The 17,966-nt window shown below is 41.3% G+C and carries 16 protein-coding genes; 7 read left to right on the top strand and 9 right to left on the bottom strand.

Going from position 1 to position 17,966, the window contains the following annotated elements:
• Positions 1 to 33: 33 nt before the first annotated feature.
• Genes D7Z94_RS12020 through D7Z94_RS12005 form a run of 4 tightly spaced genes read right to left on the bottom strand, consistent with a single transcriptional unit; the run spans position 34 to position 5,134 of the window.
• Positions 34 to 1,860 carry an ABC transporter ATP-binding protein gene (locus D7Z94_RS12020; RefSeq protein ID WP_120711780.1) on the bottom strand — a complete coding sequence of 609 codons (1,827 nt, stop codon included), beginning with the start codon at positions 1,858 to 1,860 and terminating at the stop codon, positions 34 to 36.
• On the bottom strand, positions 1,860 to 3,569 hold the full coding sequence (locus D7Z94_RS12015) for a phospho-sugar mutase (protein ID WP_120711779.1): 1,710 nt from the start codon (positions 3,567 to 3,569) through the stop codon (positions 1,860 to 1,862). Before D7Z94_RS12015 ends, D7Z94_RS12020 begins: the two co-directional genes overlap by 1 nt.
• Positions 3,570 to 3,596: 27 nt before the next feature.
• A complete protein-coding gene (locus D7Z94_RS12010; protein WP_120711778.1) occupies positions 3,597 to 4,571 on the bottom strand; it encodes a glycosyltransferase family 2 protein in 975 nt (324 codons plus the stop codon).
• A 41-nt stretch (positions 4,572 to 4,612) separates the two neighbouring features.
• The gene (locus tag D7Z94_RS12005) at positions 4,613 to 5,134 is read right to left on the bottom strand and encodes a DUF4199 domain-containing protein (protein WP_120711777.1); all 522 of its coding nucleotides are present in this window, start codon (positions 5,132 to 5,134) and stop codon (positions 4,613 to 4,615) included.
• Between the two features lie 167 nt (positions 5,135 to 5,301).
• Between D7Z94_RS12005 and D7Z94_RS12000 the strand changes: the two genes are divergently transcribed.
• The 3 genes from D7Z94_RS12000 (at position 5,302) to mtaB (ending at position 8,341) form a co-directional block, all read left to right on the top strand.
• Complete coding sequence (locus D7Z94_RS12000) at positions 5,302 to 5,598, top strand: type B 50S ribosomal protein L31 (RefSeq protein ID WP_120711776.1); 297 nt, start codon at positions 5,302 to 5,304, stop codon at positions 5,596 to 5,598.
• A gap of 87 nt (positions 5,599 to 5,685) precedes the next feature.
• Entirely contained in the window at positions 5,686 to 6,861 is a 1,176-nt protein-coding gene (locus D7Z94_RS11995; RefSeq protein WP_120711775.1) for a GlmU family protein, read from the top strand.
• A 106-nt stretch (positions 6,862 to 6,967) separates the two neighbouring features.
• Complete coding sequence (gene mtaB / locus D7Z94_RS11990; protein WP_120711774.1) at positions 6,968 to 8,341, top strand: tRNA (N(6)-L-threonylcarbamoyladenosine(37)-C(2))-methylthiotransferase MtaB; 1,374 nt, start codon at positions 6,968 to 6,970, stop codon at positions 8,339 to 8,341.
• A gap of 31 nt (positions 8,342 to 8,372) precedes the next feature.
• Here the strand turns inward: mtaB and D7Z94_RS11985 are convergent, their stop codons facing one another.
• A complete protein-coding gene (locus D7Z94_RS11985; RefSeq protein ID WP_120711773.1) occupies positions 8,373 to 8,666 on the bottom strand; it encodes a GNAT family N-acetyltransferase in 294 nt (97 codons plus the stop codon).
• Positions 8,667 to 8,834: 168 nt separating this feature from the next.
• Here D7Z94_RS11985 and D7Z94_RS11980 point away from each other — a divergent pair, with 168 nt between their 5' ends.
• Entirely contained in the window at positions 8,835 to 9,497 is a 663-nt protein-coding gene (locus tag D7Z94_RS11980; protein ID WP_120711772.1) for an alpha/beta hydrolase family protein, read from the top strand.
• Between the two features lie 43 nt (positions 9,498 to 9,540).
• Positions 9,541 to 10,509 carry a lytic transglycosylase domain-containing protein gene (locus D7Z94_RS11975; protein WP_120712047.1) on the top strand — a complete coding sequence of 323 codons (969 nt, stop codon included), beginning with the start codon at positions 9,541 to 9,543 and terminating at the stop codon, positions 10,507 to 10,509.
• On the opposite strand, the gene D7Z94_RS11970 is transcribed toward D7Z94_RS11975, so the two are convergent.
• Both D7Z94_RS11970 and D7Z94_RS11965 read right to left on the bottom strand, forming a co-directional pair.
• On the bottom strand, positions 10,506 to 11,021 hold the full coding sequence (locus tag D7Z94_RS11970; RefSeq protein WP_120711771.1) for a DUF2892 domain-containing protein: 516 nt from the start codon (positions 11,019 to 11,021) through the stop codon (positions 10,506 to 10,508). The genes D7Z94_RS11975 and D7Z94_RS11970 overlap by 4 nt on opposite strands.
• 9 nt (positions 11,022 to 11,030) lie before the next feature.
• On the bottom strand, positions 11,031 to 11,912 hold the full coding sequence (locus D7Z94_RS11965; RefSeq protein ID WP_120711770.1) for a DUF6263 family protein: 882 nt from the start codon (positions 11,910 to 11,912) through the stop codon (positions 11,031 to 11,033).
• Between the two features lie 166 nt (positions 11,913 to 12,078).
• On the opposite strand from D7Z94_RS11965, the gene rpmH reads away from it, so the two are divergent.
• Both rpmH and carB read left to right on the top strand, forming a co-directional pair.
• Positions 12,079 to 12,237 carry a 50S ribosomal protein L34 gene (gene rpmH, locus D7Z94_RS11960; RefSeq protein ID WP_120711769.1) on the top strand — a complete coding sequence of 53 codons (159 nt, stop codon included), beginning with the start codon at positions 12,079 to 12,081 and terminating at the stop codon, positions 12,235 to 12,237.
• 110 nt (positions 12,238 to 12,347) lie between these two features.
• Positions 12,348 to 15,200 (top strand): carbamoyl-phosphate synthase large subunit, encoded by a 2,853-nt coding sequence (gene carB / locus D7Z94_RS11955; protein ID WP_120711768.1) that lies wholly within the window; start codon positions 12,348 to 12,350, stop codon positions 15,198 to 15,200.
• Between the two features lie 41 nt (positions 15,201 to 15,241).
• On the opposite strand, the gene D7Z94_RS11950 is transcribed toward carB, so the two are convergent.
• Together D7Z94_RS11950 and D7Z94_RS11945 are read right to left on the bottom strand one after the other, a co-directional pair.
• Entirely contained in the window at positions 15,242 to 16,678 is a 1,437-nt protein-coding gene (locus tag D7Z94_RS11950; RefSeq protein ID WP_120711767.1) for an amidohydrolase family protein, read from the bottom strand.
• Between the two features lie 123 nt (positions 16,679 to 16,801).
• Complete coding sequence (locus D7Z94_RS11945) at positions 16,802 to 17,872, bottom strand: helix-turn-helix domain-containing protein (protein ID WP_120711766.1); 1,071 nt, start codon at positions 17,870 to 17,872, stop codon at positions 16,802 to 16,804.
• Positions 17,873 to 17,966 lie beyond the last annotated feature (94 nt).

Genomic DNA, 17,966 nt, shown 5'->3' with positions numbered 1-17,966 from the left:
AAGAGGGAACAGAACCTATTCCCCGCTTTGGATCTAGGAAGCCAAGGATTGCATTTCCACCAATTTCTTGTAAACTCCCTTTTTGGAAAGTAATTCGGCGTGGGAACCTTGCTCAACGATTTCCCCTTTTTGCAGTACCACAATACTGTCCGCATTTTGGATGGTAGAAAGTCTATGGGCAATAACAATGGAAGTACGGTTCCGCATCATTTTTTCCAACGCATCCTGTACTAAACGCTCACTTTCGGTATCCAGCGCGGAAGTGGCCTCATCTAAAATCATTATAGGTGGATTCTTAAGAACTGCTCTGGCAATGGACAACCGTTGTTTTTGTCCTCCGCTCAATTTATTGCCACTATCTCCAATGTTGGTGTCATACCCTTCCGGTAATTCCATAATGAAATCATGCGCATTGGCAATCTTTGCAGCCGCAATGATTTCTTGTTCCGAAGCGTTTTCCTTTCCCATGGAAATGTTGCTTTTTACAGTGTCGTTGAACAGAATGGAATCTTGGGTAACCAGGCCCATTAGGTTACGAAGTGATTTTTTGGTCAAATCCTTTATGTTGATTCCGTCTATTGAGATTTCACCCTCGTTTACATCATAGAAACGGGTTACAAGATTGGCAATGGTACTTTTTCCACTACCGGATTGACCGACCAAAGCTACCGTATGTCCCTTGGGTACAGTAAGCTCAAAATTCTTCAACACGTATTCGTCTTCATATCTAAAGGAGATATTGTCTAGGGTGATTCCATTTTTGAAGTCTGTTTTTTCCAGGGCATCCGATGTATCAACAATAGGATTTTCGGTTTCTAGAACTTCCAATACGCGCTCCGCTGCGGCATTCCCTTTCTTTACCCCATAGGAAGCTTTGCTAATGGCCTTGGCCGGAGTTAGTATATTATAGGCCAATCCCATATAGGCAATAAAGGAAGCGGCGTCTAAAGTCTCATCCACCAAAACCATTTTCCCTCCAAACCAGAGCAACACGCCGATGACCAAAATGCCCAAAAACTCACCCGTGGGCGAGGCCAAGTTTTGACGGTTCAATAATGTATTGGAAAATCTAAAAAAGCGATCCGTGGATGATTTAAATGTTTTATAAAATCGTGATTCTGCATTAAAGGCCTTTATCACCCGAAGTCCACCCAAAGTTTCTTCCACAATAGACAGGAATTCGCCTTGTTCTTTTTGCACCCGATCCGATTTTTTTTTCAGGGATTTTCCTATTCGTGAAATCAAGGCCCCTGCAACGGGAATGAAAATAAAGACAAAAAGTGTAAGCTTTACGCTGATGAGGAACATTACAATAATGGTGAACAAAATTGTCAAGGGTTCTCGAACAATAAGCTCCAAGACCGAAAGGAAGGAATGTTGAATTTCCAGGACATCCGAAGTAATCCGTGCAATTACATCGCCCTTTCGTTTTTCAGAGTAGTAGGAGATAGGTAGTTCCGTAATTTTTTGATACATCTTGTTGCGAATATCCTTTAAAACACCATTTCTGAGGAAGGTGATAAAATACATGGCCAGGTAGTTGAACACATTTTTCAATAAAAAGAGTGTCAATACCAGACCTATGACCAGGACCAATCCTTTCATTTGGTCATCGCCGGAATATTGGGTGACCTGGTAGTTCATATAGTCCATGAAATAGTCCTTGGCCTTTCCGATTCCTTGAAAAACGGGAGGTTCGGTAAGTTGCTTGGTCTTGTCGAACAAGACGTTGAGCATGGGAATCAAAGCAGCAAAGGAGAGCGCGCTGAACAGGGCATATAGGATATTGAAGAAAATATTAAGGAAACCATATTTCTTATAGGGCTTCGCAAAGCGAAGAATTTTTTTGAAATACTCCATTAACCCAAATTGAATTCGCTAAGGATACGGCCTATCTTGGTATCCAACTGCTGATTCACCTTTTTGAAATTTTCCGCTTTGTCCAAAGCAGCGTTGATGCTGAAGTAGAACTTTATTTTAGGTTCGGTACCACTGGGTCGTGCTGCCATTCGCGTACCGTCCTCGGTGGTATAGATCAATACATTGGATTTTGGAATATCAATTTCTGATACTTCCCCGGTAACCAGGTTTTTGGAAGTAGAGGTGTTATAGTCATCCACAATAATCACCTTGGAACCATCTATTTCCTTAACGGGATTTTCCTTAAAATCGACCATCATTTGTTTGATTTCCGCTGCTCCGTCCATTCCCTTTTTTGTTAGGGAGACCAGTTTCTCCTTATAGAAACCATAATCTACATAGCAATCGATTAAATCCTTGTAAAAAGAGCTTCCTTTGGCCTTGGCATCAGCGGCAATTTCACAGGCCAGTAGGGTAGAGGTCACAGCATCCTTGTCGCGGACAAAATCACCTACCATATAACCAAAACTTTCTTCGCCACCACCTACAAATTGCTGTTGTGGAAAATCCTTGATCATTTTGCCGATCCATTTGAATCCGGTGAGTGCTGTCTTATATTCCACTCCATAGGCGGTCGCCATTTTTTCCAACATCGGCGTGGAGACTATGGTTGTTGCTACAAATTCATTTCCGTTAAAACCCTTTTCCTTTTGTTTTTCCAAGAGAAATTTTGTCATCAAGACCATGGTTTGGTTCCCATTCAACAATTCTATTTCCCCATCAAGGTTTCGGACGGCAATGCCCAAACGGTCACTGTCCGGATCTGTGCCGACTACCATATCCGCTTGTATTTGCTCCGCTTTTTTGATGGCCATGGAAAGTGCTTCCGGTTCTTCGGGATTGGGCGACTCCACGGTGGGGAAATCCCCATCCGGTTTGGCCTGTTCCTCAATGATGGTCACGTTTTTATATCCAGAACGTTCCAAGACCTCTGGAATGGCAGTAATGGAAGTACCGTGCAAGGCGGTAAAGACAATTTTAAAATCATCCTTTCCAGCCGCATTGAAATTCCCATTGGCAACAGAAGCTTCAATGAACGCTTCATCCACCTTGGTGTCGATAAGCTCGATCAAGTTTTCATCGGCCTTAAAATTGACATCTTCAAAAGAAAGCGCATTGATTTCGGCGATGATTTCTCCATCCTGGGGAGGTACTATTTGCCCACCATCTGTCCAATAGACCTTGTAACCATTATATTCCGGCGGGTTGTGGGAAGCGGTCAACACCACTCCGGCATGGCAACCTAAGTATCGGACGGCAAAGGATAGCTCCGGGGTTGTACGCAATGCTGAAAACAAAAATACTTGGATACCATTTGCTGCAAATACCTCTGCCACGGTTCGGGCCAAGGTGTCACTATTATGACGGCAATCATAAGCTATAACTACTTTTATGCCACTATCGCCATATGTTTTTTTAAGGTAATTGCTAAGGCCCTGGGTACTTTTCCCTAGAGTGTATTTGTTTATGCGATTGGTGCCGACGCCCATAACACCGCGCATTCCACCGGTACCGAACTCCATATTCTTATAGAAACGGTCTTGAAGTTCGTCGGTATCGTTTTCAATTAAGTATTGGATTTCTTTTTTAACGGAAGGATCAAAAAAATCGGTCAACCAGCTTTTGGCAGATTCTAAAATAGCGTCCATTTAGGCATATGTATTTGAGCCGTAAATTTAAGAAGAATATTGTTCTTCTTGCTTAGCGAAGTTGATTTCTTCCGAAACGGTATAACGGGGCTCATTTTTTTTGGAACGAATCATAATCTCACCTATAAAACCGGCAAGAAACAGTTGGGTTCCCAAAATCATAGCGGTGAGGGCAATGAAAAATTGAGGTCGATCTGTAATCAAACGACCGAAGGGATTTATAAAAAGTTTGTCTATTCCCAAATAGAGCGCAAACCCAAAGCCGACTATAAACATTAATACGCCAAGTGCCCCAAAAAGGTGCATAGGTCTTTTGCCAAATTTGGATACGAACCAAATAGTGATCAAATCCAGAAATCCATTAATGAACCGCTCCATTCCAAATTTAGTTTTACCGTATTTACGGGCCTGATGCTTGACTACTTTTTCACCGATATTCGAAAAACCCGCATTCTTAACCAAGACGGGGATGTACCGATGCATTTCCCCTCGCACCTCAATAGTTTTTACTACGGCTTTTCGGAAAGCTTTTAGCCCACAGTTAAAATCGTGCAACTTTACTCCCGAGGTCTTTCTTGCCGCCCAATTAAAAAGTTTGGAGGGCAGGTTCTTTGAAAGTAGTGCGTCATATCTCTTTTTCTTCCAGCCCGAAATCAAATCGAATCCTTCCGAAGTAATTAGGCGATATAATTCTGGGATTTCCTCCGGATTATCCTGGAGATCCGCATCCATTGTAATAATGACGTCTCCCTGGGCCCCCTTAAAGCCGGCATGCAGGGCTTGAGACTTTCCAAAATTCCTTAAAAATCGAATTCCCTTTATGTAATCGTTATCGTGCGAAAGCCTTGATATAATCTTCCAAGATCTATCCGTACTGCCATCGTCAATAAAGATGACTTCATAGGAAAAACCATGGTTCTGCATGACGTTTACAATCCAGTCATGGAGTTCTTGAAGTGATTCTTCCTCGTTGAGCAAGGGGATTACAATGGACAGATTCATAGAAAATGGCTAAGCATCTGTCCAAAAATACAACTTTGCAATTAATATGCTGGTTTTTGCTTTTTCATGATAAGGCCCCCGATAAGACCAACAATGAGACCGATGACAATATTCATAACTAGTATTATTGGATAAGTAATCCACGCTAAACTTTTTTGGAACTCAATCCCTTGATCAATTTGTTCCTCGGTGAGCTCAGGATTGTCTTGTAGGGCTTTCTGTTTTCCAAGTTCGTAGGTATTGTCCATAAAATCAGGCTCGATAAAGTTGGAAAATAGGAAAAAATATAGTAGGCCTAAAAGACCTGCAATTAAAGCAACTCCTGCTCCGAGCTTCAAAGCTTCTGAAAGGCTCAAGTAGCCGGCACTGGCCTTTTTGAATTGGGAAATAGCCAATAGGATACCTGCAGCCAATATTGCTATTTGAACTCCTTGGACACTGAAGCCACGCTCATAATGCATATCCATTGAAAATAGGATTAATGCAAATAGAATTCCAACAGCACCGGTAATCAGGCCGTAATTCAATGAAAACTTCCCTGTTTTTGGTTGATTTTCTTCCATTTGATTTTGTTTTTAGGTTGTTATTATTTTAGTGTGCTTTTTAACACTTTTGTTACATTTAAAGATACACTATTTTGTTTCTCTTTTTTAGGAATTAAAATTGCAGATTTCTGAAAATTGTCTAAATTTGCACCACTTTTAGGAAAAGCATTTAAAGTACTATACCGATGAAGAAAGGGATACACCCAGAAAACTATAGATTGGTCGCTTTTAAGGATATGTCCAATGACGATGTGTTCATCACCAAATCCACCGCCAACACCAAGGAAACTTTGGAAGTAGATGGGGTGGAATATCCATTGGTGAAATTGGAGATTTCAAGAACATCTCATCCATTTTATACTGGCAAAGCTAAATTTTTGGATACGGCAGGACGTATTGATAAATTTAAGAGCAAGTACGATAAGTTCAAAAAGAAGCCGGCAGCTCCACAAAAGGACGCTTCAAAGGATAAAAGCGAATAAAGGATACACCCTTACAAAAAATAGTTGACGCCTCCGACCAAAATCGGGGGCGTAATTTTTTTAATTTTGTTCCAAACCACCCTTACGATGAATTATGTTCTTTTCGATGGAAACGTTAGAAACCATTTGCTGCCCTTTACCTATACCCGGCCAGTAGCTGATATCCGCATAGGAATTTTGACCATTCGCGAGAAATGGGAACGTTATCTTGGTGTGGGTACAAGTTCCAAAACCGAGGACTATCTACAAGAAAAGTTCTCTTTGGTGCTTGAAGAAGAGAATACTTTCATCAATGCTTCCTTTTTGCCAAATGTGGAATTGACCAACTTGGTGAAAAGGCTAAGACGAAATGAAGCGATTTATCTGAAGGATGAAGTCATAGCCTATTGTGCAAATGAGCTTCGGGAATTAGCTGACCTTTCAACTTTTAAAAAAGTAGTTTACGAAGGAGAAATATTAAGTGTAGCACGTACTTGGGACATCTTTTCTAAAAATGGGGAAGCCCTACAGGCAGATTTTGATTTTCTTACCAATGGAAGAAAAAGTGCGCCTATTTCCAATACAAATCAATTGATTTGCCCTGAGAATATATTTTTGGAAGAAGGGGCAAAAGTGGAATATAGCATTTTAAATGCCTCGGAAGGGCCTATCTATTTGGGAAAAGATTCCGAGGTTTGGGAGGGTAACCTTATTCGAGGGGCATTTGCCTTATGTGACAATGCCGTTGTAAAAATGGGAGCCAAGATTTATGGTCCTACTACAGTTGGCCCTTATGGAAAGGTTTGTGGTGAAATAAGCAATTCGGTAATCTTTGGATATTCCAGCAAGGGTCATGAAGGATATCTTGGGAATGCGGTATTGGGCGAGTGGTGCAACATTGGTGCGGACAGTAACAATTCCAACTTAAAAAACAATTATGCCAAAGTGCGACTATGGAACTATGCCACAGAAAGCTTTGAGCAGACGGGATTGCAATTTTGCGGTCTTATGATGGGTGATCATAGTAAAACGGCCATCAACACCATGTTCAATACGGGGACTGTAATCGGGGTGAATTCCAATATTTACGTACCCGGCTTCCCCCGTAATTTTATTCCCAGTTTTAGTTGGGGCGGGGCTTCCGGTTTTAGCACCTATCTTCCAAGAAAGGCGTTTGAGGCGGCCAAGGTGATGATGGCCAGAAGACATGTAGAGTTTGATGAAAAGGAAGCCAATATCCTAAACCATGTTTTTGAACTCACCCAAAAGTGGCGGAACTATTGAATGGTTTTGGCAGTTTTACTATTCGATTTTAAGTTGATTCTGAAGAACTTAAAGCCTATAACTTCACGCATCTATAACAACTTTGCCCTATATTTGCAGTCCTAAAATGAAAAAGAAAGTCGCTTTTTACACACTCGGTTGTAAGCTTAATTTCTCCGAGACCTCTACCATTGCAAGAGGTTTTGTATCGGAAGGATTTGAGCGGGTAGATTTTTCGCAACCGGCGGATATGTACGTCATAAATACCTGCTCGGTTACAGAGAATGCGGACAAGCGTTTTAAGACCATTGTGCGACAGGTACAAAAAGCCAATCCCGAAGCATTTGTAGCCGCCATTGGCTGTTACGCCCAATTAAAACCAGAAGAGTTGGCCGCCGTGGATGGGGTGGATTTGGTTTTGGGAGCTACTGAAAAATTCAAGATTACGGACTATATAAACGACCTTCTCAGTAGTCACCCTGAGCGCCCGCCTGAATGGCATGGTCGGGCAGGCAGTGGAAGGGAGGCCCAAATTCATTCCTGTGAAATTGAGGAAGCCGACTTTTATGTTGGTAGTTATTCCATAGGGGATAGGACGCGTGCATTTTTAAAAGTACAGGACGGTTGTGATTATAAATGTACGTATTGCACTATTCCTCTGGCGCGTGGCATTTCAAGAAGTGATACACTGGAAAATGTTTTGCAGAACGCCGCTGAAATTTCGGCCAAGGGAATTCGGGAAATCGTATTGACTGGCGTGAATATAGGGGATTATGGCAAGGGAGAGTTTGGCAATAAAAAACACGAACACACTTTTTTGGATTTGATCAAGGCCTTGGATAGGGTAGCGGGAATTCATCGGCTTCGGATATCTTCCATAGAGCCTAATCTTTTAAAAAACGAGACAATAGATTTTGTGGCGAACAGCAATTCCTTCGTGCCCCACTTTCATATTCCATTACAAAGCGGTAGCGATGAGATCTTGAAGCTCATGCGTCGGCGTTATCTACGGAATCTATACATTGAAAGAGTAGAAAGGATAAAGGAAATTATGCCTCATGCCTGTATTGGTGTAGATGTTATCGTTGGATTTCCCGGGGAAACGGATGCCCATTTTTTGGAAACCTACCATTTCCTAAATGAGTTGGACGTTTCCTACCTGCATGTGTTTACCTATTCCGAAAGGGACAATACTTCTGCCGCAGAGATGAACGGCGTAGTCCCCAAGAAGATTAGAACCAAACGAAGCAAGATGTTACGTGGACTTTCGGCCAAAAAACGGCGTGCTTTTTATGAAAGCCAGTTGGGCACTGTAAGAACGGTATTGTTCGAGGGGGAAAACAAGGAGGGCTATATTCATGGATTTACGGAAAATTATGTAAAAGTCAAAATGCCTTGGAATCCCAAATTGGTAAATACATTACATGACGTTGAACTGACCGAAATCGACGAGGATGGTTTGGTGCGATTTGAATTTATTGAAAGTGAGGTGAAGGCATAAAAAATCCCGCTAATTGCGGGATTTTATTTTTCTAGATTCTGATGCCTACCGGCAACATTTCTTTGTATTGTCTATTTTTCCGTAGAAAACCTGCTATTTGCGGGCTGGTTGGAACAACTCTTTGGTTTTGTTCCTGAATGTGATGAAGGACAGATTTTATAAAATCTTCTTTAAAACCTTCCTTGGTAATTTCTTCAGGCACTACCAGCTTGGTCAAAAAGACCTTTCTTTCCTGCGAGGAGTATTCGATTTTAGCTAAATGCCCATTGAGCCTAGTTTCAAATTGACGCAAGAAACTATTGTCCTTGATTTCCATTTCGTTCATATAGTTTGATTTTAATGTTGGTCTTAGACAAAAAAATCACGATGTTCTACAATCGTAATTTTATATATTTTTACTTTGAAATTAAGATGTTGGGGATAACTTCCAATGATTGTACAAAAGTAGGGAAAAAAATAGAGTTTTCCTAGTAAAACGCAAAGTCTAGCCATTATGCCCTATGATAAAACCCATGTTTATTTTATGCCGGGAATGGCCGCAAATCCATCTATATTTGAAAACATAGCACTTCCCAAGGATAAATTTGAACAGCATTTATTGGAATGGTTTATTCCCGAACAGGGAATGACGCTGTCCGAGTATGCCGTTGAAATGAACAAAAATATCGTTCATGAAAACCCTGTGCTTTTGGGCGTGTCCTTTGGAGGTATGCTCGTTCAGGAAATGGCGAAATATATTCCGATAAAAAAAACGATTATCGTATCCAGCGTAAAAAGCACCTCTGAATTACCAAAAAAAATGACTTTTGCCAAGTACACCAAAGCGTATAAACTACTGCCTACAGGCCTGGTGAATAATGTAGAACTTCTGGCCAAGTATGCCTTTGGGGAGACCATCACCAAACGGCTAAAACTTTACGAGCAATATCTTTCTATTAGGGATAAGCACTACATAGATTGGTCCTTAGATCAAATCATAAATTGGGATCAACAGGATTGCCCCGAACGTCTCGTGCACATCCATGGTGAAAAAGACCCGGTATTTCCTATCGGCAACATTAAAGATTGCATTACTGTAAAAAATGGGACTCACACTATGATCATACATCGGGCCAAATGGTTCAATGAACACCTGCCCACAATTATTTTGGAATAAGGGAGTTGTATTAATACCTTTGAATAATAACAAATCCGGCAAAATGAAGATAATAAAGAACGTTTTAATGCTTTTAGGAGTATTTTTTGTAGTGAGTACGTTAGTATTTGCAGTACAAAATAGGGTAGAAGAGCAAAGCGATGATGCTATGGATGTAGCGGAAAACGACCCTGGTAAAAACGTTGCCAAGGAATATAAAATATCTGCAATAGATATCCCGGAAGATTTGAATTTTGCAGGGGAACCCGTACCACAAGATGATCCCGAAGTGATGGAACGTGTGGATAGGGAATTTTTGGTAAATACTTATTGGCAATCCAATGCCCTTTTGTTGATGAAGCGTGCGCATAAGTACTTTCCCATAATAGAACCTATCCTTGCCAAGAATGGTATTCCGAACGATTTTAAGTATTTGGCCGTTGCCGAAAGCGGACTTCAGAACGTAGTTTCGCATGCCGGAGCCACCGGTTTTTGGCAGATAATGAAAGGGACCGGACAAGAGTATGGACTTGAAGTGAACAAGAATGTTGATGAGCGTTATCATTTGGAAAAATCCACAGAGGTTGCTTGTCAATACTTGAACAAATGGAAGGAGAAATATGGGAGTTGGACTTTGACAGCGGCTGCTTACAACGCAGGTCCAGGCGCGATCAACAAATTTATGGGAATACAGCAGGTGGGAGATTACTATGACCTTTTACTTGGCCAAGAAACGGGACGTTATGTATTTCGGATTATGGCGATTAAGGAAATCCTTACCCATCCTGAAAAATATGGTTTTGAAATCAATAAAGAGGATATGTATACGACCGTACCTACATTTCGGGTAGAAGTGGATGAACCCGTTTTTAGCTTTGCCGATTTTGCCCAACGGTATGAAATAAATTACAAGATTTTAAAACGCCATAATCCATGGCTTCGCGAAGCACACTTAAATAACGCTTCCAGGAAAAAATATATCATAGAAATACCCAACAAAGGCTACTACAAAGTATCCAGTAGTAACCCTTAAATCCTCTTCATCTGTTGCTGCATCATTTTAATCTGCTCTGTAAGCATGTTGTTCTTGTCCAGCTTTTTAGCTTCCTGAAGTAAGGTAGTCGCTTCCCGTTTGCGACGTTTTTGCATAGCTATACCGGCTAGGCTCAGTTTGGCCATGGCTACATCATAGTCCATAGTCAGTCCCAATTTTAAGGCCTTTCTAAAATATTTTTCGGCTTGGGTCAAGTTTTTTTGTGAGTGTAGGATACCATGCATATAATTGTAATACCCTTGCTGTTTGGTGATTAAGGCTGCCTCCGGGTTTTTTATTTTGTCCAACCATTTTTGGGTACCTTCCATATCCTGTTTCCGCATACGTAAAAAGGCCAGTAGAATCATTTCGTTCCTAAAGTATAGGAAGATGAAAATGAGCGAAAACAAAATCAGAGCAATACCATTGCCTATATTCCCTTCCATAAACTGATAAATGGCATAAGCTATAATTAATCCGGCAATGACGAGTTTAATATTCTTATGGAACATGTTCTTACTTTAATTGATTCGTTCGTATGTAATTGTGGACTTTATGGTAGTCGGGATCTTCTGATCTCCCAATTGCGCCACGGTTCCCATACCTTTGGACTCGCCCTCTACCTTCATTTTTTTTATAAAACCAGATGATAAATCCGTGGTAATATGGGTGGCCTGTGTTCCGGTAAGGTTCATCGTGGTAGCGGGTTCGGTAATATCCATAATCACTTCAGCCGTTCCCGTAATTTTTGCGTTGGTGTCCTCAATGGTTTCCAAAGTCCATGTATTCTTGGTGCTTAACTTTCCGGTATACTCATTCTCCCAGGTATCTCCCGGCGCAACTTGTTGCTGGGGGTAGAGATAGGTCATTTGTTCATAGCTGTTGGATAAGGCTTCCGATCCGAATTCCTTCTCCAAGGATTTTTTCATCATATTCAGGGAAAACTCATCTTCCAATCCAGAAGCTTGGGCCATCTTGGCCACTAGACTATCGCCGCCCTGAACCCTAAGGATATGTCCATTTCTGGAAAGGGTCATTTGTATAGGATGCTCCAATAAGCTATTGAAAATATTGGATTGCATATCACCCTCAACAATTTCCTTTGCGGCCACATTCATCAATTCTCCTTGTATGCTGGATACAATTTTAAGATTAAGATCCTTAAAGGTCAACGCTATTTCGTAATTTTCATCTTCTTCACCTAGGACCTTGAATTCCAAAACACCATCGATTACATTGGTCAATTCGTGTTCAGCTCCTTCCAGTTCTTGGGTAATGACCTGTTTGGCCTCTTGCTTAATGGTAAATACGTCATCCTTTTCCAGCTTGTATTCCAACTTTACTTGGCCCATGGCCCACGGCCCAAAAAACAATATAAACAATAGGGGCAAAACCTTTTTCATAGTGGGGAAAAATCCAAATTATCGAATGGCGCAAAAGTAATAAAAACAAACCGAAACATTTTTATATTTCCATTTGGCAAAGCAAAAACTCTTCGTATATTTGCGCCCAGAATTTTATGGGCAAAATGTCCATTGTAACGTATAACAAGTATTTAAAGGCTCAAAAATGAAAAGAACATTTCAGCCATCCAAGCGAAAGAGAAGGAACAAACATGGGTTTAGAGAGCGCATGGCTACTGCCAATGGCAGAAAGGTACTTGCCAGAAGAAGGGCCAAGGGAAGAAAAAAATTATCCGTATCCTCAGAGCCGAGACACAAAAAATAATGATTGAACATTTTAACAATACCAAGGTGTTACTTTTTCGGAAGTAGCACCTTTTTTTTGTCCACACCGAACTTATTTCGGTACCAACTGATTAAAACCTAATATAAAAAATGCCCAAAAGAAAAGATTTAAAATCGATTTTGATAATAGGTTCTGGACCTATTATCATTGGACAGGCCTGTGAATTCGACTATTCCGGATCTCAGGCTCTACGAAGCCTTAAAGAAGACGGAATAGAAACCATATTGATCAATAGTAATCCGGCCACTATTATGACGGATCCGGTTATGGCGGATCATATCTATCTTAAACCGTTGACCACAAAATCGATTCTGGAAATCTTAAAAAAACACCCACAAATAGATGCCGTATTACCGACGATGGGCGGACAAACGGCATTAAACCTTTGTATTGAAGCGGACGAAAAAGGTATTTGGAAAGATTTTGATGTAGAGATTATAGGCGTAGATATCGATGCCATAGATATTACCGAGGACCGGGAACGGTTCAGGGCATTGATGATGGAGATAGGGATAGGTATGGCACCACAGGCAACGGCTACTTCTTTTCTAAAAGGGAAGGAAATTGCACAGGAATTTGGTTTTCCCTTGGTTATTAGGGCGTCGTATACGCTTGGGGGGGCCGGCGCTTCCATTGTGTACAAGCCGGAAGATTTTGATGAACTTTTAAGCCGCGGTCTGGAAATATCCCCGATTCACGAGGTAATGATAGACAAGGCCATGATGGGCTGGAAGGAGTATGAACTTGAGCTTCTACGGGACAAGAACGATAATGTGGTCATTATCTGTACCATAGAAAATATGGATCCTATGGGTATCCATACTGGGGATTCCATTACAGTGGCCCCAGCGATGACACTTTCGGATAGGACCTTCCAGCGTATGCGGGATATGGCCATAAAGATGATGCGGAGCATTGGCGATTTCGCTGGAGGTTGTAACGTACAGTTTGCTGTTAGCCCGGATGAAAAAGAGGATATTATTGCCATTGAGATCAACCCCAGGGTGTCACGATCATCAGCATTGGCTTCCAAGGCAACCGGTTATCCTATTGCCAAGATAGCTGCCAAGTTGGCCGTGGGGTATCATTTGGATGAGTTGGAAAACCAGATTACCAAATCTACTTCGGCATTATTCGAACCAACCTTGGACTATGTAATCGTAAAAATACCACGATGGAATTTTGATAAGTTTGAGGGCTCTGATCGTACCTTGGGCCTACAGATGAAGGCCGTTGGTGAGGTAATGGGGATTGGCCGTTCTTTCCAGGAAGCCTTACATAAGGCCACACAATCCTTGGAAATTAAAAGAAACGGGCTGGGTGCCGACGGAAAGGGATACAAGGATTACAATCAGATTATCAGCAAATTGACCATTCCCAGTTGGGATCGGGTGTTCGTTATCTATGATGCTATTCAAATGGGAATTCCTTTGAGTCGTATTCATGATATTACCAGAATAGATATGTGGTTCCTTAAGCAATACGAGGAACTGTATCAGTTGGAAAAGGAAATATCTACCTATACCATTGCAACCTTAAGCAAGGAATTGATGTTGGAGGCCAAGCAGAAAGGTTTTGCCGATCGGCAGATAGCCCATATGCTGGATTGCTGGGAGAGCGAAGTCTACAACAAGCGAGCGGAAATGGGCGTTAATCGCGTCTATAAATTAGTGGATACTTGTGCCGCCGAATTCAAGGCGATGACCCCTTATTACTATTCTACTTTTGAAGCCGAGATAGAAACACCGGACGGGGAACGGTATGTAGAAAATGATAGCGCGGTTACAGACCGGAAGAAAATAGTGGTCCTAGGTTCGGGTCCCAATAGAATAGGGCAGGGGATAGAATTTGATTATTGCTGTGTACATGGGGTTCTGGCCGCAGCCGAATGTGGATATGAAACCATAATGATCAATTGCAATCCGGAAACGGTCTCCACTGATTTTGATACGGCGGATAAACTCTATTTTGAACCTGTTTTCTGGGAACATATTTATGACATCATCCGTCATGAAAAACCAGAGGGTGTAATCGTCCAATTAGGTGGCCAAACAGCCCTAAAGCTGGCGGAAAAGTTGGATAAATATGGAATCAAAATTATAGGTACCAGCTTTGAGTCCTTAGATCTGGCCGAGGATCGAGGTAGTTTTTCCACGCTGCTCAAAGAGAATGACATTCCCTACCCGAGGTTTGGGGTAGCGGAAACTGCGGACGAAGCGCTGCAATTGGCAGACGAACTTGGCTTCCCATTATTGGTGCGGCCTTCATACGTATTGGGAGGGCAAGGAATGAAAATTGTCATCAACAAAGAGGAACTGGAAGCGCATGTAGTGGACTTACTGCGCAAAATACCGAACAACAAACTGCTTTTGGACCATTATCTGGATGGAGCCATAGAGGCCGAAGCCGATGCCATCTGTGATGGGGAGGAGATTTATATCATTGGAATTATGGAGCATATAGAGCCTTGTGGTATCCATTCCGGGGATTCCAATGCTACCCTGCCTCCATTTAATTTAGGCGAGTTCGTAATGCAGCAGATTAAGGATCATACAAAGAAAATTGCCTTAGCCCTGAATACCGTAGGGTTGATCAATATCCAATTTGCCATTAAGGATGATATGGTCTATATCATAGAAGCAAACCCCAGGGCATCCAGAACGGTACCCTTTATTGCCAAAGCTTATAAGGAACCTTATGTAAATTACGCTACAAAGGTGATGTTGGGTGAAAAGAAAGTCAAAGACTTTGAATTCGATCCCCAGTTGGAGGGCTTTGCCATTAAGCAACCGGTGTTCTCATTCAACAAATTTCCTAACGTGAACAAGAATTTAGGTCCGGAAATGAAGAGTACGGGGGAAAGTATCCTGTTCATTGATAGCCTAAAGGACGACCAGTTTTACGACTTGTACGGACGTAGAAAAATGTATTTGAGCAAGTAGGGTACTTACGTAGCAGGGTTTGGGCATTAACTTCTTGTCCTCTATTTTTTAAGCATGTGATCAAGAAATCGGCCTAAAGTCATTAGGATTCCTGATTTATCACCTCCCATCTTTCTTAAATCATCAATATCCCCTTCATTGTACCATAAGGTATTGTTAATCATACCATAAGGATTTCTCATGGCATCCAAGTGGGTCAATGGATTATCATTTAGAATCAACAACTGTGATTTTTTACCCTTAGTAATGGAGCCTATCTCATTTTCCATACCCAAGGCCTTTGCCGCTTCTATGGTACCAGATTGTAGTATTGCATAGGGTTTTAGTCCATTTTCGTGCAATAAGGCAATTTCCTCGTGCAAGGTCAATCCTGGAGCGGTCAGATTAGGTCCGGTATCGGTACCAAGTAGTAAAGTGACCTCTTCCTCATTAAAAATACGAACAAGATCTTTCATGCAGCGGTATTTATCCACATGCCATTTGTAAGTACCTTCATTGGAGTCGATCCATTGGGAAAGCTGTTTCTTGCCGATAAATTCAATAAAGGGGTTGATGGGGATTTTGGGGATTGAATTCATGAATGCTTCCCCTTCTACCGTGGTTTTGTAAATATGGTGAAAGGGCGATAGGGTAACGGTTACTTTGGCGTCATTTTGTTTTAATTCTTTTGCAATTTTCCTTCCCATGACGGTATCCAGCTCGTAATCCATCATACCTTGAATAACTTCTTCAATATGCTCAAAAGAGGTAATCGGGTATTGTAGAAGTACATTCAGGTCTATGGCATGTGGAGGATGCCCGGCCACATCCATATCCAAATGGTTGGCTTCTTGCATAATACTTTCAAATTGTTGCCGATTAAGTCCATCATAGATTTTGATGAAGTCGTACCCTTTATCCTTATAAGCACTCACTGCCTCAGTGCCCTCTTGAGGGGTATTTATATTCTTATGAAAAGGACCTGTATTGGCCCCACTGTTTATGGTCGGTGAAGCGGTTATTAAGGTTGCTCCTGGATATAAGCCGTCGTTTACCTGCTCCCGCCACCTCAAATGCATGGGAAATCCCATCATATTCCGTACCGTGGTCACACCGTAGCCCAAGTACATTGCCAGATCAGATCGATCAAAAATATGGGTATGCATGTCAATAAGGCCTGGCATCACATATTTTCCGTTTAGGTTTTTGATCGAATATCCGCTTGGTATGGAAACCGAATCTGGAATCATTCCCGTAATAATGCCTTTATCTATTAATAGCGTCTTGTGCTTTTCCAACACTTCGCGACCTTGGTCCATACTGATAATGTTTACATGGGTAAGGGCCAATGCCTCATTTTCTTGCCCAATAACCGATTCGGGATTGCCATAATCTTTGCTTGAAATAAGAACGATTGCGATTAAAAAAAGCAAAAGCATAAATAGGGTGATGACCAAAAACTTCAATAGTTTTTTTGTGAATCTCAGTATTTTCTTCATGGACAAAATTTGATGATGTCAACAAAGAAATTAGACTTTTGGGTATGAAAAGTTCGTATTCATGAACTCGAACTAATTTTAGAGGGGATAAAGGGTTTGGATTTTGGTTTACAAGAATACGAACTAGGAAGAAAGGTGTTTTTTCTTGTATTCCGTAGGGGTTAAACCAGTCTTTTGTTTGAATAGGGTGTTGAATGAGGATTTTGAGTTAAAACCCACTTCGTACATTACCTCCAATATAGTTTCCCCTTTTTCTTTAGGATACTCCAAACGGGATTTCGCCTTTTCAATTCGATGATTATTGATGAAACCCATGAAATTCTGCCCCAAAAAAGCATTGATCAAATAGGACAGCCTTCTAGGAGGTATTTGCAACTGCTCCGAAAGTTGCCTTAGGCTGAGTTCCGGATCCATATAAAGGTCGCTATCCCGCATAAAACCCTGAATGTGCTCAAGATCTTGTTTTTCGGAAGTATCCGGAGTCGTTTTGAGGGGAGCTTTTCTTTTTTCCATAAAAACAGCTTCATCCAATGCCGTGATACCCAGAAAAATCTGAGGTTGTTTAAGTCCTTTATAGAACATCCAATTAATAAGCAAGAGAATCATTAGGTGAATGGATGAGATACCAGCAAAAAGGTCCGTGCTCCAAAAAAGCTGATCGACCATATCCAACAGCAGTGCAACACAAAAAATAATAATCGTCCATTGAAGCCATACTAAATCGGTACGACTCAAAGATGATTGGGTCTCCTTTACTATTTTTCTATAGGTGACAACTTTTAGGATTGCCAAAGTGCTATAAGTCAAAAGACTAACATATAGCAAAAACCCAAATCTTCCGCAAAATGAATAGCCAAGTGCTGCAGTTAGGAGCAATATGACAAAGGGTATAAAGTGGGCCAATTGTAAAAAAGAAAAACGAAACTTTCGATACATCAAAGATCTCGAATATAAAAAGAGCAATGGGCCGTAAGCAAAGCCATAAACACAAAGCGTTGCACTTAGAAAAATATTGGCGGTTCCATAGGTGTCGTTCAACATCACCGTAAACTGTAGTGCAAGCATGATTAGAAAGGAAGCCAAGTAACTGTTACTTATTTTTTTGGATCCCCTATCGGTTAGGAGAACCAGTGCAAAAAAGATACTTTGAAGAATGATGATGAAGGGAATGATATCGGCAATATAGATGGTCATGGTCTATTTGTTCGGTCAGCCGTGGTAATGACAAAACAGGGCAGGCATTGTTACGAATATAGGATTATTTAGTGTTTTGGAAAACTGTGTTTAT

It is taken from the genome of Ulvibacterium marinum (assembly GCF_003626755.1).
Classification (GTDB): domain Bacteria; phylum Bacteroidota; class Bacteroidia; order Flavobacteriales; family Flavobacteriaceae; genus Ulvibacterium; species Ulvibacterium marinum.
Note: the sequence above shows the minus strand (reverse complement) of the source record. Positions and strands in the feature narration are given on the sequence as shown.

Bases quoted from the DNA above. Each gene is read 5' to 3' on its own strand.
- D7Z94_RS11950 (WP_120711767.1), bottom strand. From the start codon at position 16,678: ATGAAGAAAATACTGAGATTCACAAAAAAACTATTGAAGTTTTTGGTC.
- D7Z94_RS11970 (WP_120711771.1), bottom strand. From the start codon at position 11,021: ATGTTCCATAAGAATATTAAACTCGTCATTGCCGGATTAATTATAGCT.
- D7Z94_RS12005 (WP_120711777.1), bottom strand. From the start codon at position 5,134: ATGGAAGAAAATCAACCAAAAACAGGGAAGTTTTCATTGAATTACGGC.
- D7Z94_RS11995 (WP_120711775.1), top strand. From the start codon at position 5,686: ATGAATTATGTTCTTTTCGATGGAAACGTTAGAAACCATTTGCTGCCC.
- D7Z94_RS11975 (WP_120712047.1), top strand. From the start codon at position 9,541: ATGAAGATAATAAAGAACGTTTTAATGCTTTTAGGAGTATTTTTTGTA.
- D7Z94_RS12000 (WP_120711776.1), top strand. From the start codon at position 5,302: ATGAAGAAAGGGATACACCCAGAAAACTATAGATTGGTCGCTTTTAAG.
- D7Z94_RS11980 (WP_120711772.1), top strand. From the start codon at position 8,835: ATGCCCTATGATAAAACCCATGTTTATTTTATGCCGGGAATGGCCGCA.
- mtaB (WP_120711774.1), top strand. From the start codon at position 6,968: ATGAAAAAGAAAGTCGCTTTTTACACACTCGGTTGTAAGCTTAATTTC.
- D7Z94_RS12020 (WP_120711780.1), bottom strand. From the start codon at position 1,860: ATGGAGTATTTCAAAAAAATTCTTCGCTTTGCGAAGCCCTATAAGAAA.
- D7Z94_RS12015 (WP_120711779.1), bottom strand. From the start codon at position 3,569: ATGGACGCTATTTTAGAATCTGCCAAAAGCTGGTTGACCGATTTTTTT.
- D7Z94_RS11945 (WP_120711766.1), bottom strand. From the start codon at position 17,872: ATGACCATCTATATTGCCGATATCATTCCCTTCATCATCATTCTTCAA.
- D7Z94_RS11985 (WP_120711773.1), bottom strand. From the start codon at position 8,666: ATGAACGAAATGGAAATCAAGGACAATAGTTTCTTGCGTCAATTTGAA.
- carB (WP_120711768.1), top strand. From the start codon at position 12,348: ATGCCCAAAAGAAAAGATTTAAAATCGATTTTGATAATAGGTTCTGGA.
- rpmH (WP_120711769.1), top strand. From the start codon at position 12,079: ATGAAAAGAACATTTCAGCCATCCAAGCGAAAGAGAAGGAACAAACAT.
- D7Z94_RS11965 (WP_120711770.1), bottom strand. From the start codon at position 11,912: ATGAAAAAGGTTTTGCCCCTATTGTTTATATTGTTTTTTGGGCCGTGG.
- D7Z94_RS12010 (WP_120711778.1), bottom strand. From the start codon at position 4,571: ATGAATCTGTCCATTGTAATCCCCTTGCTCAACGAGGAAGAATCACTT.